31 protein-coding genes and 1 pseudogene are annotated in these 24,488 nt (G+C 45.8%); 26 read left to right on the forward strand and 6 right to left on the reverse strand.

Going from position 1 to position 24,488, the window contains the following annotated elements; translation table 11 throughout:
• Nucleotides 1-405: 405 nt before the first annotated feature.
• The 4 genes and pseudogenes from R7P36_RS24825 to R7P36_RS18930 all read right to left on the reverse strand — a co-directional run.
• Nucleotides 406-681: pseudogene (locus R7P36_RS24825) on the reverse strand (hypothetical protein); the annotation flags it as partial.
• A gap of 190 nt (nt 682-871) precedes the next feature.
• Entirely contained in the window at nt 872-1,498 is a 627-nt protein-coding gene (locus R7P36_RS18920; protein ID WP_318122277.1) for a Shedu anti-phage system protein SduA domain-containing protein, read from the reverse strand.
• A 714-nt stretch (nt 1,499-2,212) separates the two neighbouring features.
• Nucleotides 2,213-2,632: a hypothetical protein gene (locus tag R7P36_RS18925; protein ID WP_318122278.1), complete on the reverse strand. Its 420-nt coding sequence runs from the start codon at nt 2,630-2,632 to the stop codon at nt 2,213-2,215.
• An 8-nt stretch (nt 2,633-2,640) separates the two neighbouring features.
• The gene (locus R7P36_RS18930) at nt 2,641-3,075 is read right to left on the reverse strand and encodes a Panacea domain-containing protein (RefSeq protein ID WP_285378366.1); all 435 of its coding nucleotides are present in this window, start codon (nt 3,073-3,075) and stop codon (nt 2,641-2,643) included.
• 80 nt (nt 3,076-3,155) lie between these two features.
• On the opposite strand from R7P36_RS18930, the gene R7P36_RS18935 reads away from it, so the two are divergent.
• Nucleotides 3,156-4,076: an IS5-like element ISVal1 family transposase gene (locus R7P36_RS18935; protein ID WP_055467070.1), complete on the forward strand. Its 921-nt coding sequence runs from the start codon at nt 3,156-3,158 to the stop codon at nt 4,074-4,076.
• Nucleotides 4,077-4,544: 468 nt separating this feature from the next.
• Here R7P36_RS18935 and R7P36_RS18940 read toward each other — a convergent pair whose 3' ends face one another.
• Nucleotides 4,545-4,793 carry a hypothetical protein gene (locus R7P36_RS18940; RefSeq protein WP_169629028.1) on the reverse strand — a complete coding sequence of 83 codons (249 nt, stop codon included), beginning with the start codon at nt 4,791-4,793 and terminating at the stop codon, nt 4,545-4,547.
• A 384-nt stretch (nt 4,794-5,177) separates the two neighbouring features.
• On the opposite strand from R7P36_RS18940, the gene R7P36_RS18945 reads away from it, so the two are divergent.
• From R7P36_RS18945 to R7P36_RS19065, 25 genes are all read left to right on the forward strand, one after another.
• The gene (locus tag R7P36_RS18945) at nt 5,178-5,864 is read left to right on the forward strand and encodes a hypothetical protein (protein ID WP_169629029.1); all 687 of its coding nucleotides are present in this window, start codon (nt 5,178-5,180) and stop codon (nt 5,862-5,864) included.
• Nucleotides 5,865-5,880: 16 nt separating this feature from the next.
• A complete protein-coding gene (locus R7P36_RS18950) occupies nt 5,881-6,402 on the forward strand; it encodes a PadR family transcriptional regulator (RefSeq protein ID WP_169629030.1) in 522 nt (173 codons plus the stop codon).
• A 341-nt stretch (nt 6,403-6,743) separates the two neighbouring features.
• Nucleotides 6,744-6,884 (forward strand): hypothetical protein, encoded by a 141-nt coding sequence (locus tag R7P36_RS18955; RefSeq protein ID WP_212668994.1) that lies wholly within the window; start codon nt 6,744-6,746, stop codon nt 6,882-6,884.
• A gap of 147 nt (nt 6,885-7,031) precedes the next feature.
• Nucleotides 7,032-7,409 carry a Ref family recombination enhancement nuclease gene (locus R7P36_RS18960; RefSeq protein WP_212668995.1) on the forward strand — a complete coding sequence of 126 codons (378 nt, stop codon included), beginning with the start codon at nt 7,032-7,034 and terminating at the stop codon, nt 7,407-7,409.
• Nucleotides 7,410-7,506: 97 nt separating this feature from the next.
• Nucleotides 7,507-8,139, forward strand: a complete 633-nt coding sequence (locus R7P36_RS18965) for a hypothetical protein (protein ID WP_169629031.1) — start codon at nt 7,507-7,509, stop codon at nt 8,137-8,139.
• Entirely contained in the window at nt 8,132-8,455 is a 324-nt protein-coding gene (locus R7P36_RS18970; protein ID WP_024703879.1) for a hypothetical protein, read from the forward strand. The genes R7P36_RS18965 and R7P36_RS18970 overlap by 8 nt, the downstream gene beginning before the upstream one ends.
• Before the next feature lie 3 nt (nt 8,456-8,458).
• Nucleotides 8,459-9,610, forward strand: coding sequence for a phage tail protein (locus R7P36_RS18975; protein WP_169629032.1), 1,152 nt, complete (start codon nt 8,459-8,461; stop codon nt 9,608-9,610).
• Nucleotides 9,607-10,233, forward strand: a complete 627-nt coding sequence (locus tag R7P36_RS18980; protein ID WP_169629033.1) for a hypothetical protein — start codon at nt 9,607-9,609, stop codon at nt 10,231-10,233. Before R7P36_RS18975 ends, R7P36_RS18980 begins: the two co-directional genes overlap by 4 nt.
• A gap of 143 nt (nt 10,234-10,376) precedes the next feature.
• Nucleotides 10,377-10,622, forward strand: a complete 246-nt coding sequence (locus R7P36_RS18985; RefSeq protein ID WP_017420672.1) for a type II toxin-antitoxin system CcdA family antitoxin — start codon at nt 10,377-10,379, stop codon at nt 10,620-10,622.
• Nucleotides 10,622-10,939 (forward strand): CcdB family protein, encoded by a 318-nt coding sequence (locus tag R7P36_RS18990; protein ID WP_169629034.1) that lies wholly within the window; start codon nt 10,622-10,624, stop codon nt 10,937-10,939. Before R7P36_RS18985 ends, R7P36_RS18990 begins: the two co-directional genes overlap by 1 nt.
• A gap of 228 nt (nt 10,940-11,167) precedes the next feature.
• On the forward strand, nt 11,168-11,707 hold the full coding sequence (locus R7P36_RS18995; protein ID WP_069497720.1) for a hypothetical protein: 540 nt from the start codon (nt 11,168-11,170) through the stop codon (nt 11,705-11,707).
• Between the two features lie 2 nt (nt 11,708-11,709).
• Nucleotides 11,710-12,471, forward strand: coding sequence for a hypothetical protein (locus R7P36_RS19000; protein ID WP_169629035.1), 762 nt, complete (start codon nt 11,710-11,712; stop codon nt 12,469-12,471).
• Nucleotides 12,464-13,441, forward strand: coding sequence for a hypothetical protein (locus R7P36_RS19005; protein WP_169629036.1), 978 nt, complete (start codon nt 12,464-12,466; stop codon nt 13,439-13,441). Before R7P36_RS19000 ends, R7P36_RS19005 begins: the two co-directional genes overlap by 8 nt.
• Nucleotides 13,438-14,208 carry a hypothetical protein gene (locus tag R7P36_RS19010; RefSeq protein WP_024703862.1) on the forward strand — a complete coding sequence of 257 codons (771 nt, stop codon included), beginning with the start codon at nt 13,438-13,440 and terminating at the stop codon, nt 14,206-14,208. The genes R7P36_RS19005 and R7P36_RS19010 overlap by 4 nt, the downstream gene beginning before the upstream one ends.
• A 6-nt stretch (nt 14,209-14,214) precedes the next feature.
• Complete coding sequence (locus tag R7P36_RS19015) at nt 14,215-14,499, forward strand: PAAR domain-containing protein (protein ID WP_042522745.1); 285 nt, start codon at nt 14,215-14,217, stop codon at nt 14,497-14,499.
• Between the two features lie 9 nt (nt 14,500-14,508).
• A complete protein-coding gene (locus R7P36_RS19020) occupies nt 14,509-15,273 on the forward strand; it encodes a hypothetical protein (protein WP_169629037.1) in 765 nt (254 codons plus the stop codon).
• Between the two features lie 50 nt (nt 15,274-15,323).
• Nucleotides 15,324-15,665 carry a hypothetical protein gene (locus tag R7P36_RS19025; protein WP_139124107.1) on the forward strand — a complete coding sequence of 114 codons (342 nt, stop codon included), beginning with the start codon at nt 15,324-15,326 and terminating at the stop codon, nt 15,663-15,665.
• Nucleotides 15,666-15,922: 257 nt separating this feature from the next.
• Nucleotides 15,923-16,474: an N-acetylmuramoyl-L-alanine amidase gene (locus tag R7P36_RS19030; RefSeq protein ID WP_169629038.1), complete on the forward strand. Its 552-nt coding sequence runs from the start codon at nt 15,923-15,925 to the stop codon at nt 16,472-16,474.
• Nucleotides 16,474-16,824, forward strand: a complete 351-nt coding sequence (locus tag R7P36_RS19035) for a hypothetical protein (protein ID WP_042522741.1) — start codon at nt 16,474-16,476, stop codon at nt 16,822-16,824. The genes R7P36_RS19030 and R7P36_RS19035 overlap by 1 nt, the downstream gene beginning before the upstream one ends.
• Before the next feature lie 282 nt (nt 16,825-17,106).
• A complete protein-coding gene (locus R7P36_RS19040; protein WP_169629039.1) occupies nt 17,107-18,756 on the forward strand; it encodes a hypothetical protein in 1,650 nt (549 codons plus the stop codon).
• Between the two features lie 46 nt (nt 18,757-18,802).
• A complete protein-coding gene (locus R7P36_RS19045; protein WP_169629040.1) occupies nt 18,803-19,234 on the forward strand; it encodes a DNA-directed RNA polymerase subunit alpha C-terminal domain-containing protein in 432 nt (143 codons plus the stop codon).
• Nucleotides 19,227-20,801 carry a hypothetical protein gene (locus R7P36_RS19050; protein ID WP_169629041.1) on the forward strand — a complete coding sequence of 525 codons (1,575 nt, stop codon included), beginning with the start codon at nt 19,227-19,229 and terminating at the stop codon, nt 20,799-20,801. Before R7P36_RS19045 ends, R7P36_RS19050 begins: the two co-directional genes overlap by 8 nt.
• Nucleotides 20,802-20,823: 22 nt before the next feature.
• Nucleotides 20,824-21,492, forward strand: a complete 669-nt coding sequence (locus R7P36_RS19055) for a hypothetical protein (RefSeq protein ID WP_169629042.1) — start codon at nt 20,824-20,826, stop codon at nt 21,490-21,492.
• Between the two features lie 9 nt (nt 21,493-21,501).
• Entirely contained in the window at nt 21,502-22,110 is a 609-nt protein-coding gene (locus R7P36_RS19060; protein WP_169629043.1) for a hypothetical protein, read from the forward strand.
• A 13-nt stretch (nt 22,111-22,123) separates the two neighbouring features.
• The gene (locus tag R7P36_RS19065) at nt 22,124-22,621 is read left to right on the forward strand and encodes a baseplate protein (RefSeq protein WP_169629044.1); all 498 of its coding nucleotides are present in this window, start codon (nt 22,124-22,126) and stop codon (nt 22,619-22,621) included.
• 65 nt (nt 22,622-22,686) lie between these two features.
• On the opposite strand, the gene R7P36_RS19070 is transcribed toward R7P36_RS19065, so the two are convergent.
• Entirely contained in the window at nt 22,687-24,018 is a 1,332-nt protein-coding gene (locus R7P36_RS19070) for a Fic family protein (protein WP_318081575.1), read from the reverse strand.
• Nucleotides 24,019-24,488: the final 470 nt, after the last annotated feature.

A 24,488-nucleotide genomic window follows, 5' to 3' on the forward strand; every position in this document is an offset into this window, starting at 1 on the left:
TGTCTGCATTTTAAACGATATATTGAGTTTCAAGTATGCCTATTCCTGTTAGTTTGTTGAGTTATTTTATCATGGCGTATGTCTCCGAAAATTTAGAAGCGTTAGTGAAGCGCATATGTAGGAGAGGAATAAAGTTTCATACTAATTCCTACTACAAAGTCTGACTCACGCTACAATTGAGCAATAAAGTATCATACTGGTTGTCTTGAGCATCCACAGATTGAACGGTCCCATTCAAACATGTTTCTGGACAATTTCAAGTTAGGGATTGCGTTTCAGACAGCACAGTTCGGATAACTTCAGGTAGGGGGACACGAAATAGACGGCTTTGTTGTTCGAGAGCTTGGCTGCTAACGCAGCCAAAAGAAGACTATTGCCTATTGACCGGAGAAGGGCTCATATGTGTTAGGCTGGTACTATTTCAAGTTCGCGATCCCAAGGGCTATGTGCTCCTGATGGGAAAGGTCTACGTCCAGCAAAAGTCTGACTAGTTACCCTTAAGTTACTAATCCTGAACAAGTCAAGCCTACGCCATTCAGGCAACCCTCCGGAGCTACTTTGACCACCAGTTTGATAAGCTAAGACTTGAAAATTACCATTACAGACCCGAAGCACATGAGGTTCTACCACGCGTAGCTTATTGCTATATGTAAATTCAATTACTAACTTATTTTGAATTGCTCTTCGAACTTCTGATTCATTCCTCTTCGTACCTCAAAGAACGGCAATATGCCACTAGGCACATTACAAGAATTCGATACTCAAATAATTGAAGTTGTTGGAAAATCCATAATTTTCGCATGGGAAAATGCCTAACGCCTAAATCAGGTGCGCCGTAGGCGTCACCTGGATTTTCTTGTTAGGTTTTGAACTAGAATGATGCGAGGATAGCGTATTGATCAGCCATTGCATCATAGAGTTCATCGAACGTGTAACAAGTAATATGCTTGCTATCAATAAGAGATTTGCTTCTTCGTTGTTCAAAACGCTCATTGCAATCTCCTCGTGATAAGGAGCTTTGCCTTCCTATAATCAAAGCTCCTTTATATTTTATTTCATAGTGGCCAAACTCGGACTTCATGCTTTGAGTTTTGTTATGTACCGATAAATGTAGGAACCAATCAACAACTTGACTGTAACCTTTTTCAAATCTCGAAGCCCATGAATGTACCGATGTTTTTTTATTTACTTTCTTGTTAAATATTGAGTTATCTTTTGCATCTTCAAACTCTATAAACACAAAATCTTGCATGGATTCACTTGCCACAACAAAATCAGCTCTAAATTTTCCAATTAATGGCAACTCGTTATTGAATTTCTTTGGAGCATCGATACCTACTACACGCCCCATTAGTAGAATCAATTGAGGCCTACTTTTAAAAAAATCAAGTAGTTTTTCCTCATCTATTTCCGAGTAATTTTTAAGTAGACACTCAAATTCATCAAGTTCATTTTTACATTGAGTGCTTTTTAGTTGATCTGATTTTAATGAGATCATGCTTCTGACCTCATAATCTTGGAAATACCATCAATCTTAATAAAGTCAACAATAAGTATTTCTTTATTCTTCTTTGAATAGATCACTCTAAACTTATGATTTATTCTCCCAGAGTACAGCTTCCTATCACCTTTCAACACAGATGAGTGGATTGCCCTTTCGTTACCTTCTTCTAAAAGACATAGGGCTCTATGTGCTTTTTCCTGTATTTCTGTAGGAAGTGATTCAAAGGAGTCCATTGCCCTTTGACTGAATTTTATAACTATGCTCATCTAACTCTCAGCGATTACCTTTAAAGATGAAATGATTGCCCTGCATTAACCTAACAGCTTATTAGCGGGCAACTTACCCATTTAGTACAAATCCGGGACGACCGATTAGTCCGCGTACACTTGTGCTAGCTTACCATATGGCTGCTTAAAGTCAGTGAGTTAAACTTTATGGCTGCAATTTGAATGGGAGAAAACGAGCGTCCCGTACTAAAAACCGGCTCATTTTTACCATATACATTGCTCTGTTTATTTATGCTGATGAAATGCATAAGAGAAATTAAGACTTTGTGGGATGATTCGAGTAAGGACAGGAATCAGTTAGGCCTATTGCTCTAATGCGTTCAATTCGGATAACTGCAGGTTGGGCAAAGCGAAGTTGACGGCTTTGTTGTTCTAATGCATTGGCTATTGAGCGGAGAAGAGCTCATATGTGTTAATTATTTTATCCGTGGTCATATAAGGTGAAGTTATTATCAAACCACATGATATAGAATACATCGTTTTGTCTATAACCCACCATAGGACGCTTACCATGAAACCGAAATGATAAAAAGTGATCCACATCTGGAGTAATAAATTTTGGGATAGGAGCGCTAATTGAATTTCTGTCGATTTTCTCAAAGCCCAAGCCGTGACGAGGCATCTGTTTAATTTCACGCCACGTATTGTTCTTGCGACGAAACATCGCTTCCGCGAAAAATGCTTTACCTTCTTGGTCAAGACATTGGAGACAGAAGCTACCTGCTTGTAAGCGCTCTAAAGAAAAAATTGGAGGCTTGTCGTCATAATTAATGTTAACTTCTTTTACAGTGATTTTGGAGCCAGTATTGGCTTTTGGGTGTTTGATCTTCTTTTTTGCCATAAATTGAATTACTCAACTCTAGTGTCAAAATATGCTTTTAAATCTCGTTTTGAAATAACACCAGCATGTCCTTCATTTTCTATCCAAGGACTTTCTTCATGAGTCATATTTCTGAGTTTCCAAGCACTAAATTGACCGAAAACATCAAAAATTTCTTCGATATGTTCAATCTCACCTTTCATCAAGCGTGTATGAGGGTTAAATCTAGGATCTGAATCGATAGCTTCTCTGCCAAAGTCTTTATAATCATGGTAAAGCTCAGGAACCACTGGGCCATGTGCCCACGCTTCAATATCCGCGTCAAAAAGAGTTTCTTCATTCAAAGCAAGGTAAAAGCCTTGTGCATAATACACAAGCTTCTGAAGTTTCAAGTTCGAGATACCTTCATCATTTTCATCCGCTAAGAGAATAAAATACTTAGCTACGTCTTTTACATCTGCCATAGGCTTTGTTGCGTAATTCGATGGAACTAAATCAGGAAGTTACGATCTGATCGGCTACACCCATCAATCGTCGTAGCCTTATGCCGAAACCTCGTTACAAAACAACTAACTGGAAGCAGTACAATAAAGCCTTAATCAACCGTGGTTCTCTGACCTTTTGGATTGATGAGGAAGCTATAGCCGAGTGGAAGCAAAACAAACAAGGCAAGCGTGGTAGACCTCGCCGATTCAGCGACTTAGCCATTACTACCGCACTGATGGTTAAGCGCGTCTTCTCCATGCCATTGAGAGCGCTGCAAGGCTTTCTAGACTCAGTATTTAAGCTGGCTAACATCCCGCTTGTTTGCCCACACTACACCTGTATAAGCCGCCGAGCTAAGGAAGTTGAGGTTTCATTTAAAACCAAAACCAGAGGAGCAATACAACATCTGGCCATTGATGCAACTGGCCTCAAGGTTTATGGCGAAGGTGAATGGAAGGTCAAGAAGCATGGTACTGATGGGAAGCGCAGAGTCTGGCGTAAGCTGCATATCGCAGTAGATACAAGCACCCACGAAATAGTCGCAGCAGAGCTGAGCTTATCTAACGTAACCGATGCCGAAGTGCTCCCCAACTTACTCAAGCAGACACGTCGCAAAATCATTGAGATATCAGGTGATGGCGCTTATGACACAAGGAATTGCCATGATGCCATTAGGATCAAGCGAGCGGTTCCGCTTATCCCGCCACGAGAAGGGGCTGCCTTCTGGGAGCAAGGACACCCTCGCAATTTAGCAGTAGGTTGCCAGAAGCTCTACGGCTCCAACAAGAAGTGGAAAAAGCGGTATGGTTATCACAAGCGTTCGCTCTCTGAAACAGCCATGTATCGCGTGAAGCAATTGCTAGGGGGGAGGTTAAGCCTGAGAAACTACAATGCTCAGGTTGGCGAAACCTACGCCATGATTAAAGCGCTGAACAAGCTTACAGGGCTTGGTATGCCTGAAACTCAGTATATTGTTTAATAATCGCTCAATTTCGGGCGGTTTGGTTTTCTGTCCGAATTACGCAACAAAGCCCTTGGAAAGCTAGATTCTTGGAGCAACTTATAAATACGTTCCTCAATTTTCATTGTCAACCTTGTAAAATTAGAGCTATTCGTAGATCTAACCATAGATAGATAATTCTAGATATGCAGTTGATAACATTTATTAATTAAATTTCATAATAAATGAATCGAGCCACCAACATTACTCATGGTGGCTGATATGTATTTGTCAATCGCTGGTGGAACTAGAACAATTGCTGTTGTTCACTGCCGTGTTTCTTGCCATACCAAAGGGTGTAATTGTTTCTATCTCCGCTGGCATGAACTCCGTTGGCGTTCATCTTGTAAACCGTGTTCAATACAACGCCATGTATCCTGGCAAACTCCGAATTGCTTCGGAAATTTGCCTTAATAAATTCGTCCAATGGGTAGATCGTCAGCATCGTTAAAACTGTTCTGCGTACTGCTTTGTCATCTTCAGAAGGTGGCTAATATTGCGTAGCTGTTGATCTTGGGTTTCTTGCGTTTGGTCGCTATCCAAAATCAAAGAGTGAATAAGCACATCCCAATCAATGCCCTTTTTCTCTATCAAATAAACCGCATCGGTTAAGTTCGTTAAAAAATGATATTGAGAATCGCCTTCTGTATAACTTTCTTTGGCTTTAAAGGTGATTTCGTCAAAATAGGCGGCCAATGTCCCCCCAATGCGTCCCGCTGCTACTTGCTGTCGTTCTCATCACATAAAGATGGCCAACACGTAGTTTGCTGTCAGTGAAAAGTCGCTTTAGCTGGTGGGCGTATGTGCCCCTCTGCATTAGCACCATATCAGGGTTAATTAGTGGGTTAGTGCTGCAAAATCCGTGAATTAGATTCATTTCTTAAACTGCTACGATTGTTTGCTTTGGGCGTGATCTAATCCCATCCTTGGATTATGGCAACCCATCTTCATTCCGAACACGAAAATTTTATTGATTTATAAGTTTTTGATATTAAGACGCAAACTAGTAGTTGAATATCACATTTTCGTTATGATAGTCTTTTTCGAACATTCCGAACGAGGTGTATAAACTATCGACCAATGACCATAAAAACATTCAATACCAGCAAAGGCACTATTGTCCTGTCTAACCACGGAGCAACAGTATCGATGGCCATTAGCCGCAACGCTGGCGCGGTAGCGAATGTATGTGTGAGTTGGGTGTTAGGAAGTGCAGATGAGGTGAAAGCCTTTATCGAGGGCGCAGACGAAAAAGCGATAAGAAACGAAATGCCTCGCTTTTCCATGTGCGCTGATGTGGTTAAACAACTAGACAAGGCACTGGCCAATGGCAATTCCAAAAAACCAGTTGAGCCTACTCATAGAGCTTATGGAACGGTCTACGAAATGCCACCACAAGTAGAATTTATCCCACACGATGAAATCTATGTCGGCTTTTTCGATACGACCATCATTGACCACATGCAAGGGTTAGGAATTATCACGTTACTTGGAGTGCATGATGATGAGCGACAAGCCATCAAGCTCAATGAACGTGACGATTTTCTAGCAAGCTGGTCGGCGGGAGTGAATGAGGCTCGCAACGGCTCAGATCTGCATTATGCAGACTACAACAACAACCAATATGCGTTTACTGCCGGATACGAGCACTGGCATAACCGCAACAAAAAGGCGTTAAAGGGAAGACTTGCGCATTACTCAATAAGTAGAGAGTATCTATGTCATGGATTTATTGACGAGGATACGGGTGAAATTTGGCATCAATAACAAAAGGTAACTAACTATGACTTTGGGTAATCTACTTCTAGCAATTCTTGAGCAGAGAACACAAACAGGCTATGACCTAACAAACCGAACAATGCCTGAATCTGGCGCATGGCAAGCCAGCCACCAGCAAGTGTACCGCGAACTCGGTCGCATGACGGAAAAGGGTTTGGTGTCACACGAAATTGAAGCGCAAGACGGTAAACCAGACCGCAAGAATTACAGCTTAACTCAAGACGGCGAGCATGTTCTTAACCTTTTACGCAACAAATCTACATGCGATGGCCTGTCTATCATTCGTAGTCCTGCATCGGTGATGCTGGAAATCGGCAGCGAGGTTTACTTCAAGTCGTACATTGAAAAACTCAATCAAGAAATAACTCAACTTAAAGACAAGCTGAACGCGCACCAGAAAGAGAAAGGTGTGTTCTGTGACAACTTCACACTGCATGTAGAGCGCGACATTGATATGCGCAAAGCAGAGCTTAAGTTTGCCGAACGTTCACTATCTATGATCACTTCCTCAAACATTGCTACGTAGAATGCTACGTGAAACCTCGCAAAGCCGTTTATCTTTTAGTTGGCTCGCCAGCGCTTAAACGAGCCAAAGAGTGTTTAACTCGAAATCAGCCTTGGGACTACGAGGGCAAGCTCATGAAGATCGTCAGTTTGGGGCAACGGATGCGTAACGATGACGGCAAGCCATGCCATCGGGTTTTGATTGAGAGTTACTTTTGATAGGTACAAAAAAACCGCGAATAAACGCGGTTTTTTTGCGGCTGGCCTTAGCAAACAGTTCGAATCAGCAAATTCGAGTTACCAGCCTTTTCATGTTCCACCAGCAAATGTGAAACAAGAGCAAACAAATAGTAGGTGTTTTTAATGGCTTTGACAATAGCAGAGAAACTTCAAAGACGACGAGAGAAGCAAAAACAATCAATGGAACGGGCGCGCGCAAAGCAAATCGCCAAGATGAATGACCCCGAGGAACGGGAGAAGCGCTTCAAAAAGCAATTACAGTAACAAGAGCGTCAGCGCCAGCGACAAATCGAGCGCTTAAATGATCCCGAATACCAGAAAAAGCAGCGTGACAAACAACAACAGCGTATCGAGCGCCAAAAAGCGAAGCCTGTAGCGAAGAAACCGACCAAAAAGATCGCCAGTAAGGGATTGAAAGGTCGAACGCCTACGGCAGAGGAAAAGCGCATTATGGATGCCATTGGTGGCTTACCGTGTATTGCGTGTTGGCTGCATGGCCGAGAGAATCCGGTGATTTCCATGCATCATGTGTTTGGTCGTGTTGGAGAACGGGCGCATGCGTATGTATTACCCTTGTGTTGTTATCACCACGACACGCTACTGGAAGCGGATAAGCGCGCTCAGTATCCCGATATGATACCTATCCACGCAAAAGGGAAATACGGCGGCAAAGCGCAATGGAAGATCCACAACGGTACAGAGACAGAGCTGTTATTTAAGGTCTATAAGCTGGCGGGATTGCCACTTGAACTGATCGAAAACATTTACCCACAACATTCCGAACATTAATTAATATAAACACTATTAACAGGGCTATAAAGTCTAATTAATGGTGTTAAACTGACCAAGACTCCCCATCTTAAAAAGCGCGCTTAGAGGTCACAACATGGCACGAACGCGCATAGCTGTACTTACTCTATCATCTGGCCAGCCACGACTTATGCTTGCTGGTGTAGATGATGGTCAACTCCATATCATCGAATGCCAACAATTAGAGCGCTCATTGATGAGCCTTAAGCTGACTTTGCCCGAGAAGTTAGAAAAGCTCAAAAAAGGCGGTTTTATTGTGCTGGTGGACGAGGTTACGCCCTACTTTTCGAAGTATGGGCGCGCCGTTCGCCTGTCCGAACTGGACGCAAAAGGCAGACCGATCATTGTGTCGGCAATGGAAGCCTATAACTATCTCACATCCCTAAACGCTATCACTTACCCGCCCAACGCTGGTGGCCGCTTCGAAGTGTCGCCATCCATCGTGGAAGAAGTACGGGGAACCGATGGTAAGCCAACGTACAACATCGACTGGTCAGAACTGCGCCCTGACACCTACGCGCTCATGTTTGTGGTCTATGCAGCCACACAAGACAGTATTGGCGACACGGTAACGCTTAAGAGTTTGTTTGACCTGTTACGCAAACCTAAGAAAGAGCCAGAAATGGCCTCGCGCGCAATGGGACTGTTCAAGGCTAAAACGGGGCTAATCGCAGACGGTAAGTATCGAATGGGAGGCGATGATGAGTAAGTTATCCCGCCTCTCAGCAGAGAACATCGAGGACGATATTCTACGGGCGCATTTCTTTGCCATCGTCATGGAATACGTCAACCGTTCGGGCAATACCGATCTCTTTGAGTACACCATTCGACTTGATGAGGTTTATCGTGCGGATCTCGTCTCTTACAGAGCTTACGCCACGGTTGAGCTTGATTGGTTGGTTAGTCTGGTCTGTGACGTAGACGACCCAATGAATCCGCTACCTGTTGGCGAAACCATCAAACTGCCACCAGCATCTTGGGTGCGTCGTTCCATGCGTCAATTCATGGACGAAATGGGACTGTAACTTATGCCGAAGAAGTTTGAAGCGGAGAAACGGGATAACGGCTCATTTGCCAGCCTTGGCCTCAATGGAAAGCAGTTCAACCAGCTATTCAACAAGATTGAACAGGCGCAAAAGAGAAACCGCCGTAATGCCAAGCGAACGCTGACCGCCTCAACGCTGGCCAAGCCAACTAATAAGGCATTAAAAGCGCTAGGCGAAAAGGCGAAAGGGCAACTGTTTACCAAAGAAGACCTGATCAAGTTCGACAAGGCTCGCCAGCGACACAAAGAGGTCTATGACAGCAAGACAGCGGGTATCACCTATGCCTTTTTGGTGAAGAACTCGCGTCAAATCGACGTAGACCGTGCAAACAACCGTGTCGATGACGGTACAGGCATTCACAAGGCCACGTTAATCGGTATTAAGAACAATATCGCGCTTATTCGTGTCCGAGCCTCAAGCGTATCGAAACATGAGGAACACCGAGTAAAGGTGCGTTTTGAGCAGTGGGATGAACTACTACACGAACCGCCTAATGGAGATTACAACCAAGCGGTGCAACTGGCGTGTGCTGGCCGTATTTCCTTTGATTGCGACTGTGGCCGTCACCAGTATTGGTATCGATACTTGGCCACTATGGGTAACTACTGCATAGCGCCGCCTAAAGAGTTTGCGTTCCCGAAAATCCGAAACCCTGAATTGTCCGGTGTGGCATGTAAACACGTTTTGAAAGCAACAACCATGCTGCAATCGCTGGCATGGCAACGCATCTTGGCCAACCAAATGAAGCAGCAAGCGCGCCGTGTTGGTTTTGGCTCAGATAACAAAACGTACTTGCTCAACGAACGCGAGAAGAAAGCTGCCGCACGTAACCGTAAAACGGTGGTGGATAAGGCCGCCGCTACGCGAGAACACGCGAAATACCTACGCGCTCAGAAAGCAATGGAAAAACAGATCGCCAAACAGAAACGGGAAAGCGAAACCATCAAGCGCCAAGCGCGCAAACTGCGTAAGGAGTCCAACGAAAAGAAAGGTTATATCGATATGATTAAGGTCGGCTTCCAGAACTTCCATGACGGCTACAAGCTGCAAGGAAAGACTAAGGGTGAAGCGCTAGCCGACTTCGCAAAATTGATGAACGTAACACCAAGCAGATTAGAGAGAATCATCAAGTGAGTGACGTAGTTAAACCTGTAGTAAGAAAGGTTCGATACCAAGGCCATGAGCCCTTTAATCGCGTTTTAAGGGAGGATTGGATTAAGGCTATCAAACTATCACCTGATCACTTTGAAGCGTCCCTGTATCGCCCTGTTGAGCCAGAATCGGCACCAACGGATGAGAACTACCAAAGCGAGTCAGTATTAGAGCTAGAAACCAACCAAGACACGCTTACTTATAGCGATCCCGAGCTGGTGGCCGTGTTGGATTGTCCAGATGAGCAAGAGAGCTTTTTCATGATGGATGATGGCGACGAAAACCTTGGCGAGTCCTTAGAGCCGCTAATGCTGCGTATTGCTTCGCACCATGTGCCTATCGGTAGTGTACTGGAATGGGATGAAGAAACCGCCGAGGGATTACGAACCGTGTGGTGGTACGTACATAAGGCCGTTGGCTATGGTACGGCGAACGTGGGCGTGATTTATATCTGCATACCAATGCGTGATTTTAACCAGCCACCAGCGAACTTACCGGAATTACCGGATAGTTCGATTGAACCAGAACCTAAGCCAGAACCGGAGGAAGATTTCTTACCAGAACCGGAAGAAAACTTACAAGACGGTGAAGTGATCGAGCTTTAACGTTAATATCAGCCCTATTCCAACCCATCCTTAAAGCGCCGCTCCAATTTTGGAGTAGGCTTGACCCCATCTTAAGCACCTTGTTATATGCTTGTACTGTGCCTATAATTTATGCGCACACACAATACGCATAGGTTACTGTTATGAGAAACGCATATAGTACGCAAGCACCCAAGAAAGCTACAAACTTAAGCTTAAATAGTGAGTTACTTGCTGAGGCTAAGCGCTTAAATATTAATCTTTCAGCAACAATGGAAAAGGCACTTGAGAAAGAAGTGAGTCAACGCCTGAAAGCTGAATGGTTAGAGCAAAATGCTGATGCCATTAATGCTTGCAACGAGCTAACTGAAAACCACGGACTATTTTCTGATTCTTACCGAGTATTCTAATGCCGCAATTTTTGCTATACAAAAACAACGATAAGAGCACTTCAACCGCATATCCATACTTTGTTGACGTTCAAAGTGAACTGCTTGATACATTGAACACTCGATTAGTTATTCCGCTAACGCCTACTGAGTTGTTAGAGAAAAAAGCGCCCAGTCATCTATGTCCGGTAATCCATATTGATGAAGGTGACTTCGTAATTCTGACTCATCAAATGGCAAGTGTACCAACCAAAATTCTAAGAGAGCCTGTAAACGATCTAAGCACTTTTAGAGACGAGATCATCTCTGCCATCGACTTTCTGATTACTGGCATATAACGTCCTGTTAAGGTGTGAGCAACGCATTACCGAATGCCGCCGCATGCACCTTAAACATCAAACGCAACGCAATTGGCTTGAGAGTTCACAAGATGTATTTGATGCGCATTACATTTATATGCGCCATTTTGATTATTTAGGGTTAATCGCGTCGAGGTGTATAATTTGCGCTCAAATCAGCCCTAGTCCACCCCATCCTTAAAGCGCCACTCCAATTTTGGAGTGTGCATGACATTACAGACTAGCCGAAAGCAAGTGCCAGCCAGTGCCAAGCGCCTTAGCAGACTTGCGCCTAACTGGTCATACGCGAACAACATTCTTAACTTTGGTTGCGGTAAGTTTCCCGACCTAACAGAAGAATACCTCACTAACTACCACAAGCAGATCATGACGGTCACTCACTATGACCCGAACTCGAAAGCGAAAGGCGTAGTAAACAATATTGCCGAAATTGACAGCTCAAAACGCCGTTTTTGCGTCATGTTATGCGCGAACGTACTTAACGTGTGCAAAGATCTCGATGCAGCGATCGCAGACATGGCCAAGATTGATTTTGATTGCGCGGTCATTCAAATCTATGAGGGCAACCGATCCGGTAAAGGCCGCAAAACGCGAGACGGCTACCAACGCAATGAGCCAGTATCGGCTTACCTCCCTATCCTAACGAGCAACTTCCACAAGTTCGATGTGACCTTACACCGAAGCGATAAGTGCATCACTATCGTGAAAGGCCGTAAGTATTACGAGCTGGACGATTTGGAGGACTAATCATGCAACTGGACGATGCGTTCTTTGAAATTCCATGCGATGTAGTGACATTCGATGGCAAGGTGGAACACACAGAGTTAACCGACATTGACCGTGCGGTGGCTGCCTTTTTCCAGAACGTGCTTGATTCCTTAGTTGTGACTGACACTAAACGGCGAGAGAACAGTGAGTTTTCTCGCTTTGTTGGCCGTGATAAGTCGAGAAAGATTTACTACGGCAACTTTAACGATCCAGTGTCATTCCTATCTAAGTTAACGGCAAAGTTGGGCGACAAGGTGAAAGCAAACCGTAATGAGCTTTTACCTGTTTGCTACATCACGCGCGATCCGGTGATTGGATTTGTTGATGGCGCGGAGTACGTCGATATTGCTGACTATGGCGAACTGGCCAATGAGCAAGGCCAGCCTTATGCCGTGATTAATAAGTCCTTTGTCGCGCTTACCTACCGCATTAATGCCCTAGCTTGGAACCAGTCTACCCTTAGCCGCCTAGCGCTAGGTTTAATGGTTTGGCTACGTCATACCAAGGGCAAGCGTAAGCATGTATTCAGAGCGAAAACCATGCTTGCTGGTGCTGAAATGGAAATCAGCATCGAGATACGTGGCCGTAAAGATGCGATGACCGAACCCGCCGAAGTAGACCATGAAAATACTCGCCTGTTTGCTTCCTCAATCTCTTTTGAAGTGATTGCAGAGGTTTATGAGGCCGAGTCGATCACTGTCCGTCAGGGCGCGATTGGTGTGGGAGGTCGAGTCATTGAGTAACAAAGAATACTTTCTCGCCCAAAAAGTTGTCACCAACGGAAATGACATCACCATCGAGGACGTTCACTCGTTTACCTACATTGAGTGCGCTTCGATGGACGGCAATAAGCTGGTAATGGAAATCATGGATCAGGCTGCCGTTTATCGGGATGACTACGGGATTAAGCGCGGTTCAGAGATCGAGGTCACGATGGCCGATGTGAACGAGCGAGGCGATCAGGTTTGGATTGAAAAATTCATTGTGGCCAAGTCCACCAGCGCTGACGGCATGCTAACGGTTCAAGCGTTCCAAAAGGATGCGCACCTACTTAAAGAGCCAGTCACAACGCCTCGATTCTTTGTCGAAATGCAGCCTAGAGACATTCTGGCCGAGCTATTACCCGACCTAAAAATCGAATGTGACATCTTTGAACGTGGCGCTACGTACCATTTAAACGCTGGTGGCACTAAGTCTCGCCTAATTCGAACAATGGCCAGAGATTACGGCTCAGCGGCGTTTATCTGCCGTGGTGTTATGCACTTTAAGTCGCTCAAGAACATGGATATGAGCGAGCAATTCAAGCTGGAACAGTCGAATCCAGAGGAAGCAGAGCACAGCATTGCGAACTACTCCATTATCGGAGAGGAAGCCCTGTTTGAGCGCGTTCTTAACCGTAACTATGCCTCTTGGGATACCGTCGAGGGCTTCCAAGGCGGTAAACGTTCGGGCGCTATGGTTATGGTTAGCGTTCCACAAGCCAAGGCGCTGAATAATCAACACATGGCCATCATCCCTATTTTGGATGTGGAGCTCACCGGAAATACTGCCTTTACGCCTCTTTCGGTGTGCTCAGTGCTATTCCATAAACGGCTACCCGCTACCGAGCTGGATGAATCCATGCCAGAGAAACAAATCATGAACCGTGTCGCCCATTGCCAACGTGGGAACCGGTATCAGTGTCGTATCGAGTTAGGAGTGCGAAATCTATGAGTGATTCGTCAGAGAACAGAACACGCACCAACGTCACTAACCGCTTGTTTGGTAGCTATCAGGCCGAGGTGGTTAATCCTGTCCATCCGAAAGGCTTGTACATGGTATCCGTTCGCTTGCTTGGCTATTGGGATGCTATCCCCGATAAAGATCTCCCCTTTGCCGAGTTTCTACTGCCATTAGGTGCAAAACCGAGTTGTGGCCAAGTCGTGCCAGTGGAAAAAGGCGATCTGGTTTGGGTGGATTTTCCTCGCAATGGCGATACCCGTTATCCCCGTATAACCGGATCGCTTTACTACGCGCCTAACTACGAATCGTACCTACCAAGCGAGGTGAACGGCGAAGCCTATCAGCCTAAACGAGCCGAGGGTGAACCCGAGCCACCAGCCTATGACCGCAAAGATGCGCTCTTTGTGCGATTTGGTTTGCGCGAGCTCATCACGCATCAAGGCGGCTACTCAGTAACGCATACCCAAAGCGGCACGGCCATTGAAATTACACCAGATGGCCAATGTGTTATCCACGTCGAGGGCAATGCGTTTCGCAGCTCAACAGGGAACACATTGGAGCAAGTCGGTGGCGCACTAACTATCAAAGTGAAAGGCGATGCAAACATCGAGGCGGGTGGTAATGCGACCGTTAAAGCGTCCGGTAAAGCCAACCTAGAGGGCAATGAAGTGACCATTAAAGCGAGTGGTAACGTCAATATCGACGCTGGTGGCCAGTTCGCTGTTAAAGCTGCCGCAGCTCCATTTACATTAGGGTAATGCACTATGCCAGCCGTAGGAATTGTAGGGAGTGTAGATAGTGGTCATGGTGGCTTTAGTCCAGGTGTTTTTGTTTCTGGCCAGCCACTACTGACCGTGAATGGAATCAATGTATTAGGTACGGGTGATATATCCGTCATGCACGTAAAACCAGATAACCCGCCGCACGTAGGCGTTATTACTGGTAGTTCAAAACTTACTGTTAATGGCGTTCCGGTCGCCGTGGTAGGCGATGCCCTTGGGTGTGGCGCTACGCTGGTGAACGGTAACGACTTAATGACGATTGATTGAGGCAATTTGATGTTAGACACACAAGAGCAAATCGAGCAGTTTCGCCAGTTTTTAGACTTAGGCGGCCTCAAGGAAGCGGAGAACCTTACCCGAGGCAAATCCCTTAAGGTGAAGTGTGAAAGCTTGTCAGAGAAGCTATCAGGCTGCGTGAGCGAGGATATTGAGGACTACCAAGGCGCATCAAAGCTAGTCGCAACGCTTAAGGGTTTGAATGGCTCAGTGAGCGCAACCGTGGCCACGTTAACGCAATGGAATGAGCACCTAGTGTTGATCACCGACCCAACCGACCTAGAGCAAGTGTCTATTGGTGTGAACGTCAAACACAAGGTAGATGGCACAGAGGACAACGTACCCGCTCCGAGTATCTTGCCAATTACCAGCAAGGAAGAACTGAAAGCGCTTGAGGCAGTGATCAACGGTCTTTCTGGCCATGTTGATGCAGCCGTATCCCTAATGGCGCAAATCAATGGTGCGTTAACGCCACCAGCGCCACCAACGGGCGGTAGTGGCTCAGATGGTGGTGCAACCTTACCGCCGCCAGTCTTACCGCCAGAACTGGCCAACAAGGCCGATGCACTAAATGAGGTAATGGCTCCCCTTGCTGGTGGTGTGGCCAGCTCAAGCAAAGTGATTGAGGCAATGATCATTGCGTCGAGAGAGGAACGTACTTTAGCGCTGGACTACTTCACTAAGGCGATTTCGTTTACCATTTGTAGCAACCAGACGAAAAAAACGAGCATCAAAGACGCGACAGCAGAGGTATTTCCCCTGTAGAATAGTTTGGTATTTTGTAAATTTCCTATTCGTACATAAAAAATAACAATATGAGCTATTCAATTAACCTTAACGCATACGAGCTATGCGGATTATTGTCGCTCCTTATAGTACTGGCGATTAACTTAGTTAAAGTCCGTAACGAGCTTAAAGCGACCAAGGCGCGCCTATCCTTTGTGATACGCAAAAGCCTTAGCGTCGATGGCGAGTACATGTACGATGGATGCAGAATGAACGTGATATTTGATGCGGTACGATACAACGGAAATCAGTTTTACTTGATGCGCAACGATCAGGTAATGGCCAGCTTCCATGTAGAGCCGTATCGAGTAAGCCCTATTATTGATTACTTTAAATCAAACAAGATAGAGCCAGTTCAAAACCGACCATAATCCAAGTAAAGCCAGCGTTCGCGCTGGTTTTTTTCTATGCGACAGGCAAAAAAAAAGCCGCGACAGTGAGATGGTTCGCGGCAAGTGCAGAAGCTAAATTACAGGCTTGTAAAGTTGAATGAAGTTAAAACACTCATCCAGTGTCAATGACCGCAGCTCGACTAGGACAACGAGCTGACCTAAATAATATATTTCCTATTCCGAACAGAGTCAACCCCTAACCCTATGTTAGTTAACTTGAGTTTGGAAATCTGAAAATGAAAAAAGTCTGTATTATTGTTGGTCATAGCTTCAAAGATGGTGGCGCATACAATGAATCATTCGGAATGAATGAATACACATACAACCATCCCCTAGCCAGCTTATTGGCTGCCGAACTGCATAAGCGCGACATTCTTCCAGTGATCATGTATCGAGATACCTACTCACGCATGATCGATGACGTGAACGGTTCGGGCGCTAACTACGCCATCGAGTTACATTGTAACAGCGTGGCCAATAAGGACGTTCAAGGCTCAGAGACATTGTACTGGCACAAATCCGCTAAGAGCCAAGCGCTCGCGCAGTGCCTACAAAAAGCGGTGGCTGGACTTATCGGACAGCGTGACCGTGGCCTTAAGCCTATCTCGAACACTGGTACTGATACTCGCGGTTGGCGTTTCTTGATGAAAACCAAGATGCCAGCCGTGATTTTGGAGCCGTTCTTTTTGTCTAACGATGAATCGTTGCAAAAGGGATTGGAACTGCGCGAAAAGCTAGCCGTAGCACTGGCAGAAGCGTTCGCAGAACACATTAAAGAGAGCAACTAATGATGGGACTAGCAAAAGTGTTTACAAGTAGTCTATTTAAGAGCGCCACCAGCGAGAAAGTAGGTGGCATTATCCACGAACTGACCGAGTTTGGTGATCGTGTGTTTACCAGTGACGAAGAACGCAAAGAGTTTGCCTACAAACTGGCAGAGCTTGAAGCGGCCAGCTCTAACACATTGGTACGTACTGGACGCGCCGCTATGATGTGGAGCATCGCGCTGGTGGTCATTTATCAACTCATTGTTCGTGACTTTTTGGCCGTTTTCTATGGAGTTGAGCTTCCAAGCTTAGAGACTGACACACAAGAGCTACTAAGCAACGTGTTCGGCTTTTTGGCAGGAACCCTATAACAACTGAAAATTTTTTAAAATTTTTTTAGATGCCCTTTCCTATCCCCTTTTCTCTCAACAAAAACACACGATCAACGACATAGAAATCCCCTGTCGTTACCATTCCCACAAAAGCGCACAAAAAGACACAAATTCATTATATAACAATAAGTTAAACGAAAATTTACCCCTGTTTTTTTCGCAATAAATCTTAATTACTATCCGAAATTGAGCGAATTTTTACCGCTTTTTTGCGGCTTAACGATTCCGAATACAATCAATTAATAACTAAGGTTTATTTACATGGCAGATAAACGTTCTAACTTCAACAAACGCATTGAGGCGATTCATTTAGGCGCTCAAGCAATGCGTAATCTGTGTATCGAATCCCAATTCGATTCACAAACAGGCATGTTTCTAACTGACGACAATTCTCGTGGCGCGGCTATTTTGTCAGCCATTGCGAATGAGCCTATGTTCGAGTCAGTGTCTCAAGAAACAGCGGTTGGCATCGTATCAGGCATGCAGTCTGCGGTACGTGAATACGAAAAGACTTACGGCCACCTACCTAGCGATGAGCTAATGGCATCAGCTCACGCAACTATGCGTAACATGATGACGCTAGAGGGCGCTAAGCGCGATGGCTCAACAGGCGCAATGATGCTTGAGTCTATCAACCAGTCTCTATCAACATCAGAGGGTGTTGAAATCCGCGCGAAAATGGTTGGCCTAGTGCTGCCTGTTCTTCTAGAAACAGCAACACTTGACGCTGTAACCATGATCCCAGCGGGTGCGAACGAAGTTGAGATCTTCAAAGTGTACCGCCGCACTGGCTCAAACTTTGGTGACTTCGCTGCGGGTACTGAAATCGACCAAGCAACGGTTGGCCAATACTCGTCTATGCGTCAGCGCTACAAGTTTGTCGCTGAACAGCAACCAGACGGCACTAAGACAACTCACGTCTTTGACTCTAAGACTGACCTACAACACACCAAGTTTGAAATCCCATTCACGAAGACATCTGTTTCCCTATTTATTAACCATAAACGTGTGGCTCGCGACCTAGACAGCAACGGTAGTCAAATAATGACAGGTACTCACAATGGTATGGTTATTAACTGTCAGATAGACCATGCAAAAGGCAAAGTTACCGTCACTCCAACATCAGCCCTATCAGCAGGGACGATTCTGCACATCGAGTTCGAAGTAGACATTGAAAGACGCCCTGACCTGATCCCAACTATCGATCACGACATGGACTCTCGCACGCTACGCCCACGTCAAAACGCAATCGCAGCAGACGCGACTATCCAAGCGATGTTCACAATGCAACGCGAGTTTGGCCAAGATCTGAAATCTCTACAGATGAGCCACATGCGCAACACATTGGCATCGGAAAAAGCGACTCGCCACCTAGTAGATATGGACTTTGCTTGTACGCGCGAAGAAACATTCAATATCTACGTAGCAGCTGGTGAAGATTGGCGTCTACATCGTGAACGTCTAAACGAAGTTCTTCTAAACGTTTCTACGAAGATCCTACAAGCGACTCGCACAACTGGCATGACAGGTATCTTTGCTGGTACTGGCGCGTCAACAATCCTTAAGTCTCTTGGTGCTCCGTATTTCGTTGCTCCGGCTAACTACCAACAGAAAAACGCTATCCACTACGCGGGTAAATTGTTCGGTATGTGGAAAGTGTTCGAGTGTCCAGTAGTTATCGGTACGAACGACATGCTTTGTTACGGTCGCGGTTCTTCTCACTCAGAAGCGGGTTACGTAGCGGGTGATGCGATCGCAGCAACCATGTATACACATCCAATCGGCAAAGGTCTAGTAGCGTCTAACACGCTATACGAATTGGCCTACGGCGAGATCCATCCATTCGACGGTGAGAACTACTTCTACCGTGTGAAACTTATCGACGAAGCTCCTGTAGCAGCAGCGGCATAAGGCAAGTAAGCGGCAGTCTTACGGGCTGCCGCTCTTGGGGGATTCGATGAAAGAAACGATCGTTTTAATCACCAACCACACACCAAAGGAAATCACGGTACAGGGTCGCGTCATGCCACCACTGGCTAAAGATTTTCCTCTCTCAGTTTTCAACGTGAACCGCTTCAAACACGAAGTGGAAGCGGCCTATCCAAACGGCCTTGTTTCGGTTCGCCTTGAGCCAACGGTTTTACCAGAAGTTCAAAAACAACCAGACACAGCCACCAGCGACAAAGGCACAGCGCTATCAGCACTTGAGCTAAGCGCGAGCGTTGAAAAAGCACTGACTAACCACGGTGTAGCAACGGTTGAGCAACTAACCGAAATGACGAAAGAAGACGTGATTGCGGTGAAAGGTATCGCTCAAGCGGGTTTGCAAGAAATTGTCGGCCAGCTTGCAGCACAGAATCTAACGCTGAAAGAGACAGAGAATGAGTAAGATTGAATTTTCAATGGATAACGTCTCACAAGTTGCGGTTGCGCCAATTAACGCTGACTCGACAACTAAGCAAGGCACTGGCTCTAACCAGCTAGTGTTTGGCGGTGTGATTGTGTCTCAAAAAGGTAAGCCGTTCGAAGTGATTCCGGTAACGGCGGCTAACTTCCTAGACAAGCTAGGTAAGCCTTACCACTCAAGCCTTGGCAAATTGGCTGACGGCATGCGCGTTCTTGATGAAGCCTTGCGCGGCGGTAATGGCCTTGTGGTTCGTGTCGTACCAAAAACGGCAACCTATCCAGCTATCAAGCTAACCAAACCAGCAGACGAAGTGACGATCACTAACGAAGCGATCAACTACTCGGCTGACCTGTCACTTGAAGATGGCGAATTTTTAGCGATCGCTATCAAAGACGGTGCGCAATCCGATAACCGCTCTATCACGCTTGCGAAAGCAGACGAAGCGACTTACGGCGCTGGTATGTTCACTCTTACCCTAGAGGAAGAACAGGCGGCTGGTGGCTCTGTAGTGCTAGAAGAATGGGTTGTATCCCTAGAGCCTACAGCAGTAGACCAAATGGGTAGCGCTGCGTTTATCGAGACTGTTCTTGAAGAACGTTCGCAGTACCTAACTTGTCGCATCGATGCAGAAGTAGCGAAACGCGAAGTTACTGCAATTGCTAAAACCAAATTCACTGGCGCGACCAACGGCAATATTAGCGATATTACGGCTGAAGATTACCAGAAAGCAGTGAAAGCACTACGCACTACCGTTTACAGCTACAACTACGTTTGTGGTTTGGGCTGCTACGAAACAGCGGTAATCACTGACCTAGCGCAAATCTGTAAAGACAAACGCATTTCTGGCTACTTCGATATTGATCCTCGCCTAACGCACGAAGCGGCATTGGAGTTCAAAAAAGGTCTGAACTTCAACAACCATCGCGCTTCATTCGTGCATATCCCTTACCAAGCTAAGTGTCGTTTCTACGGCAACATGGCGGTATGGGGCGGCTCGGGTATCGGCTTTGCAGCTAAAGCGCTTGGCGTTGCTAAGACCTCTCCGGTCGGCGGTTGGCACTACACACCAGCGGGTGTTGAACGTGCTGTTATCCAACGTACTGGCCTAAAACCAATCCAAGGTGCTGGCGAGCCTAACTACCAAGAAATGTACAAGGCACGTCTAAACAAACTAGGCACAGACGAAAACGGCAACCTGTTCATTGATGACTCTCTAACGTCATCTGCGGCTGAAAACTACCTACGTTTTGAGCAAGTCGTGTCTATTGCTGACGCTATCTCACGCGACTTCTACGCACTAGGTAATCGCCTAAAACACCAACCTGACGGTGCAACGCTTGAGGGTCTAACTGACGGTATGGCCAGCATCCTAGAGGGCTATGAAGCCGTTGGTACGCTAGTGACACCTCGTAATCCAGAGCAAGACGGCGAGAACGCTTGGACGCTGGAAGTTAAGCAAGTCGAAATCGATTACTGGAAAGTCACTTGGGCGTTCTGTCCAACTGGCTCTGCACGTCGAATCCTTGGTGAACCTGTACTAATCCGTTAATCAACATAAGAGCAAGAATAGAATGAAATCAATGTTTTCTGAGGGTTCTGTTCTTGCTCGCCCATTTGTGATGCCACAAGTGGCCGAGCAGGAACAAACTGAAACTGCATTTTTTGAGTCTGTCACAGAAGGTCAACTTCTTGAGTCCATCAATCGTGCATCAACCATCATGGCTCGCCAAGACGCAGCAGCGGCTTGTGTTCAGTGGGTTAACGGTGGTGAAAGCTCAATCGACAACCTAGACGCAATGCTATTTGGCATGGCTGGTGGCGATGACGATACCGAGCTAACCGATGGCCAAGCAGCACTATACGAATCGCTACAGGAAGCGGCTAGCGAGTTCATTGCTCAAGTTGGCCAGCCGAAAGAGGGCGACATGCTAGAAGCACTGGAAGATCCAGAAGCAGCAGATCGCATTTTTGAATCTCTAGAACGTGGCCTAGACAGCGTGGACTCAGACGAAGCGATCGCAGAGTTCGCCGTTCGTGAATCCATGATGCTTGAAGCGCTTAAGAAAGTGATCCGTGATGGCAAGGTAACTTATATCAAAACGAATCGCCGTAAGCGCCGTATGAGTGCAGCACAAAAAGCAGCACTTAAGAAAGCGCGCGCGAAAGCTCACAGCTCATCGGCTAAAGCAGCTCGCAAAAAGGCTAACCGCATGCGCGATTCTCGCGGTATGGACAAGTAAGGATAAGCAATGGCTGTAATTGTCGGCGTACCTAATGATGATGGCGTGTCTATCCACAATAAATGCGCCATTACACAAGTCATAGGCGGTCAAGAAATTACGGTCATTGGTTACATGACTGATGAGTGTCAGCTTGCCTTTAGAGCGATATGGGAAGCGCCGTTTGAGGGCGATTCCGTGGGTAACATTAACGCCCTAGATAAAACGTCCTCAATCGCGCAAACCGTGTCGGATAAGACGAGTAAAACACTATGGAACAGTCAGCAAGTTTGGCAAGGCAACGAACCGCCAGAGATAACCGTAACGCTTAAATTTGTCGCGTTCACCAATGCCAAAATAGAGGTTAATGATCCCATTAAATACTTGGCTCAGATGATAAGTCCAGAGCTGCAAAATACTGTTCCAGTCAGTTCCGATGGCCTTGGTGGCCGTGTTCCAAGTGATGCGAGATTCAAGATTGGCAAAGCGCTCAATCTACCTATGCGAATTAGCGAGGTGAGTTATGACATTAACGCACCTAAGACGCGAGACGGGAATTTCGCTTACAACACGGTAACTATTACCGCCGCTCCTAAGCAAATGATTAATCAGTCACAGATTCCTAACCACTTCCAATAGAATAGGTGTAATTATGGCCGGAGCATTTAACGCAAAAGGCGATATGAATTTCTTGAAACAGAAATTCACTAAGAACGTCCAAGCTGGCGAAAAGATGATGGGTACAGAGTTCGAGATGAAAATCGAAGAATACCCAAATATCAGCGTTTTGGTTCGTTCAACTCAGTTTCCTGCAATGGGACGTGCAGACGTAGAAGATTTTGGTCAAATGGGCTTGGGCTACATCCAAAATGGTGCGCTTGAGAACAAAGGCGAAATCGCGGTGACGTGTGTAGAAACTATCACTGGTACAGTGCTAGATATGCTACGTGAGATCGTTCGTGAAAAGAAAATGGTCACGGTCGTTATCGAGTCTACGCCAGAATCGACTAAAGGTAAGGGCGCTAAGTCGCATCGATTCCGCTTAGAGCACGTAAAAGTGCGCTCAGACGTGATCGACCTATCAACAGAAGATACAGCAGCACTTGTTAAGCCAGCTATCACACTGCAATACAACTGGGTAGATTTCTAATCGCCAACCTGTCCTATTCTATTCCCTACAAAAAGGCCGCCAGTTTGGCGGCTTTTTTGATGCTCTTAAGCTTTGGTTAGTCTCTGTTTCAAGTCGGCTGGTGCAATGTAGGTATTCTCGTTGCCATCCTTTGATTTGAACAATAACTTCAGCTCCACCAGCCTTTCAAGATACTTGCGCGCAGCGGTATGAGACACGTCAAAATCAGACTGAATTTCCTTAACTGAAAAGACACGTCCGGCTGTTTCTAATCCCTTGGCCAGAATCACAACGTGTGGCAGTTTCAATACGCCCTTAAGCTTGGAGTCGTCTAGCAGCTCGCGCACCTCTCTCGTATCTTCAATCTTAGATTTGATGTACTCGTTAAAGCGCTCAATCGCATTGATGATGACCGTTAGCTGGTAGTCCACAAAGTGCGTTAAGTCGTTGTCGTCCGTTTCGGTGTAAACGTAACTTCTAACGTACTTGGTTGGCGCGCTCTTAAGTGGCGCAGAGATCGAGACGTACTTAAAGTTCTCATAGCCATGCTTAAGGATGAACCAGTAGAAAAGCGCCCTAGCCGTTCTCCCGTTGCCGTCCATAAATGGGTGAATGTAGCCAATCATGAAGTGCAGAATACAAGCCTTAACGATTGGGTTAATAAAATTGGTGCTGGTGGTATGGTCGGTGTTGGCGAAGTCACATAGTTGCTCGATGAGCTTCAAAACGTGCTCATGTTCTGGCGCTTCATGAATAATATCGCCAGTGGCCACGTCTCTAACCATGACTGCATCCGTTCTGTATTGGCCAGCAACGTGCTCATTCTCTAACACTCCATCGGTGGCGATGCCATTAAACCCGCCAATCAATTCTGGTGTGAGCTCTACATCCTTAAGTTCATCGGCCATCATGATCAAACGCCAGTTATTGATAATCATCCGTTCGGAGTCATCTTTAGGCTCACGTTCCGTTTCAAGCATTTCCTTGGCCACTTTGCGCGTTGTGGCCGCTCCTTCCAATTGGGCGCTGCTAATGGCTTCTTCCATCTTCACGCTTTTCACTAGGTGTGCCTTTTTATCTTGCGCAGATAGCGGTAAATCTTCTAGTTTGAGCTGTTTGTCGATGTGGAATAGCTTCGCATCGAGACTGGCGGCGCTAAGTTGGAACGGATTGCCGTTTTCATCAACAAGCGAAATGTCGTTAAGGCCACGTCTAATTTTTAGGGCATGCCAAGCGTAACCCTTTTGATCGCCTTTAAACTCTTTTGAACGGTACTGAAAGTCGTTCCAATGCAAGTAATTACCGCTGCTATCAAATCCGTATTTAATTGGATCTAGTTTGCGAATTAGAGAGGCAACTTTACTGAAATCGGCTGGTAATTCTGGTGGGATGCTGACTCCCGCTATCTTTTTGCTCATACCGTGAAACTTTTTTAAAATGTTTAATATATCTAGTATTGCACACAGGCAGTGGGAGTCAATCGCTTATCTACCTAGGAGTTGCAAGGGGTGTAATGCTTTACTGAATACTTTCAATAATACAGTTGTCCCCTTAACTTCCATCCCAATCGATCAATATTTTATGCCAGTGATCAACAACTGTCGGTAGACAGTAAAGTTCAAAACCTTTCGAATAGTTGGCTTTTCAGGAAGTCACTCTCAAATTCACTTCGTAACACTTATAAGTGCCCCAAAACGTGTTGGGGCTGACCTCGGCAACAACGCCTTGTCACCGAAACAAGTGATGAACCAAAGTATGAGCATAGATTTTCTGTTAACTTTTATATGCAAAAAGTAATGCTGGTCAAAAGTTAAGAACTAGCGCCTATTAACCTAATCAAACATTTATATTTACACAAATAAAAACTAACTACTAAGTAAGGTAGATA

The organism is Vibrio sp. 397, from assembly GCF_033339395.1.
In the GTDB taxonomy this organism is placed as follows: Bacteria; Pseudomonadota; Gammaproteobacteria; order Enterobacterales; family Vibrionaceae; genus Vibrio; species Vibrio alginolyticus.